The 2,625-nt window shown below is 63.0% G+C and carries 5 protein-coding genes; 1 reads left to right on the top strand and 4 read right to left on the bottom strand.

The window, feature by feature from the left end; all coding sequences use genetic code 11:
• From NLR35_RS33745 to NLR35_RS33730, 4 genes are all read right to left on the bottom strand, one after another.
• Positions 1 to 292: DUF2852 domain-containing protein (locus tag NLR35_RS33745; protein ID WP_257170860.1), on the bottom strand; the 292-nt coding region annotated here is incomplete at its 3' end.
• Positions 293 to 413: 121 nt separating this feature from the next.
• Positions 414 to 1,154, bottom strand: a complete 741-nt coding sequence (locus NLR35_RS33740) for a TetR/AcrR family transcriptional regulator (protein WP_257170859.1) — start codon at positions 1,152 to 1,154, stop codon at positions 414 to 416.
• Between the two features lie 79 nt (positions 1,155 to 1,233).
• Entirely contained in the window at positions 1,234 to 1,596 is a 363-nt protein-coding gene (locus NLR35_RS33735) for a hypothetical protein (protein ID WP_257170858.1), read from the bottom strand.
• Between the two features lie 46 nt (positions 1,597 to 1,642).
• Positions 1,643 to 2,047: a YciI family protein gene (locus NLR35_RS33730; protein WP_257170857.1), complete on the bottom strand. Its 405-nt coding sequence runs from the start codon at positions 2,045 to 2,047 to the stop codon at positions 1,643 to 1,645.
• Positions 2,048 to 2,222: 175 nt separating this feature from the next.
• On the opposite strand from NLR35_RS33730, the gene NLR35_RS33725 reads away from it, so the two are divergent.
• The coding region (locus NLR35_RS33725; RefSeq protein ID WP_257170856.1) for a PAS domain S-box protein at positions 2,223 to 2,625 on the top strand (403 nt) is incomplete at its 3' end.

The following is a 2,625-nucleotide window of genomic DNA, read 5'->3' as shown; positions in this document are numbered from 1 at the left end:
CGAAGCCAAAGCCGCCGAAACCACGGCGCTCCATGCGGTCGCGCATGCGGTCCATCTTGTACTGCATCCGCTCCATCTTGTTCTGCCAGCGATCAGAGTTGCTCCAGCACGACATTCTTCTGCTCCCGAGTGTGAAAAAGAGAAGGGCAAGTCCGATCGGCCACCAGATGATGAAGCCGAGGATGGTCACGGCGATCCAGCCGGGATGCCAAGGCGTGTCGAGCATGCGGGGGCGCTCAAAGCGTTGGTCCGAAGGGCCGCGCCAGCGATTGACGTCAGCGGTGTAGGCCATTTCCCATCTCCATCACGGCACCAGCGCCGTTGTGAATGTAAATAACATTTACATAGCTAAATCATCCCGCGGTTTTGTCAAGCTGGCGACCTGACACGGCCGCGGAATTATTTACGCAACTTTATTTCGGCTTGCCCCAGGGGCCGCCCGGCGGCACGCCTGATCCGGAGGAGGCCTCCGGCGGCACCGGCGGCGGCTCGGCGCCCTTGGCCTGCGGCCGACGATCGGTCGGGAAGCCGAGTCCGCGCAGATAGATCAGCACCTCGGCCTCGAGCAATTCGTCGGGCGACATCGGCAGTTTCCGCCGTGCCGCATCGCCTCGCGCAAACAGCGAGGCCACGCCGTGCGACATCGACCAGATGTGCAGCGCCATCATCATCGCCGGCGGACGCGGAATTCCCGGCGGAGCCAGCGCGGCGAGGCGCTCGGCGGCGGCGCGGATGATGTTGAAGGCGCGCTCGCTCGCGGCCTGCAGGGCCGGATTCGCATCGACCGGCAGGCCGGATTCGAACATCGCGTTGTAAAACGCAGGCTCTTCGCGGGCGAACGCAAGATAGGCCTTCCCCACGCGCTCGAACGCAGTGACCGTGTCGGGGCGTCCGTCGTCCCAGGCCGCTGTCAGGCGCGCCTCGAACTGCTCGAAGCCGCGCTGGGCGATCGAGGACAGCAATTCGTCGCGGTCGCGGAAATGCCGGTAGGGTGCCGCCGCGCTCACGCCGGCCATGCGCGCGGCATCGGCGAAGGTAAAGCCAGCCGCCCCCTTCTCGGCGATCAGCCCGAGGGCGGCCTGCAACAAGGCTTCCTTGAGATTGCCGTGATGATAGCCGCGCTCGGCGCGGCGCTGCTCCTTGCGCCAGCTCATGTGAACGGCTTTTACATGAGCCGGCCGCCAAGGTCACTAGCGGATGACGGACGATATACCCGGGACTTTCCGGTCCGGGTTAACCGCCAGGAATCGGCAGCACCGGCATGATCTCGACGCGCTCGCCGGGAAAGATCGCGAAATGCGGATGGGCCTCGAACATCCGGGCCGCGGCCTCCTGCGAGGCGGCACGGACCACGGTGAAGGCCCCCATCTCGTTGGAGATATCGGCGATACCCTTGCCGTCGACGCGCTTCGTCTTGCCGAGCGGGCCGCCCATCACCTCGATCACGGCCTGATGCGTCTCGACCCAAGCCTTCCAGGCGGCCATCCCCTGCTGTTCCTTCGCCTTGCGGTCGGTCTCGGACATGGCGTTCCACGCGGCCCATTTCGGACTGTCCTTGCTGCCGAGGAAAACGGCGAGATAGGTGTTGGTGCTCATCGGTGGTTTCTCCCTTGTCGATAGGTTGACTGCGGACTCGCTCTGGCTATGTCCGGAGGGCATCAAAGCCGGCGGCGGCGGCCTGCACCTCAGGCGCAAAGTCGGCCATCTCCTGCACCTGCCGGATCTCGATGATCTCGTTGGCCGAAGCCGGGCACTGCTTCGCCCAGGCGATTGCTTCGGCGCGCGAGTTCACCTCGATCATCCAGTAACCGCCCAGGACTTCCTTGGCCTCCGCGAAGGGGCCGTCCGTGACAATGGGCTCGCCGGACGCAAACGAGACTCGCACTCCCGTTGAAGGCGGGTGCAGGCCGTCGAGCGTGATCAGCACGCCGGCGTCGTTCAGCGCCTCGTTGTAGCGCATCATGGCGGCGACACATTCGGGATCGAGTTGGACGTCCGACGGCGCCGCCTCGTAGCCGAGCGGGATCATCAGCATCATGAAACGCATGGCGGCGCTCCCTCATCATGTCTTCGAACAGGCCCGATTGGGCTCCATTTCAAGACGAATGAGGTCGCGAGATACCGACAGGGGCGCGGTGAGAAATTTCGAGTTCCCACGCGGACGTCGGAAATATTTCGCAGGTTGCGTTGGTAGTACTACGCCCGTGAAAGCACGGCCCAATATGAACTCCACCGTGCATACGCGCTCAAAATTCCCGCGAATTGAAAGAGTTGCCGGCTACACGGCTCGCGCGCAACATCCCGGAGTTCCCCCGGAGAGGTTTACAGTTGCTCAAGAAGCTTATGCAACTTTTCCGATAAAGCAGCGGTATTTTGTTCCCGCCGAACTGCATTTCGCATTTTGCATCGGAGCGGCCATGTTAAATTTCCAAAGCAAGAAGGTCAGGCATGCGGTTGCGGAGGTCGAGGCGCTGGACCGATCCCAGGCCGTCATTGAATTCGATCTCGACGGCACCATCCTCGATGCCAACGACAACCTGCTGAAGATGAGCGGCTACACGCTCGCGGAAATCAAGGGCAAGCATCACAGCATCTTCGTCAGCCCGGCCGAACGCGAGAGCGCGC

Origin of the sequence: Bradyrhizobium sp. SRS-191, assembly GCF_024586915.1 — a bacterium.
Lineage (GTDB): Bacteria > Pseudomonadota > Alphaproteobacteria > Rhizobiales > Xanthobacteraceae > Bradyrhizobium.
The sequence above is the reverse complement of the archived record's forward strand: the minus strand, read 5'-3'. Positions and strand labels throughout refer to the sequence as shown.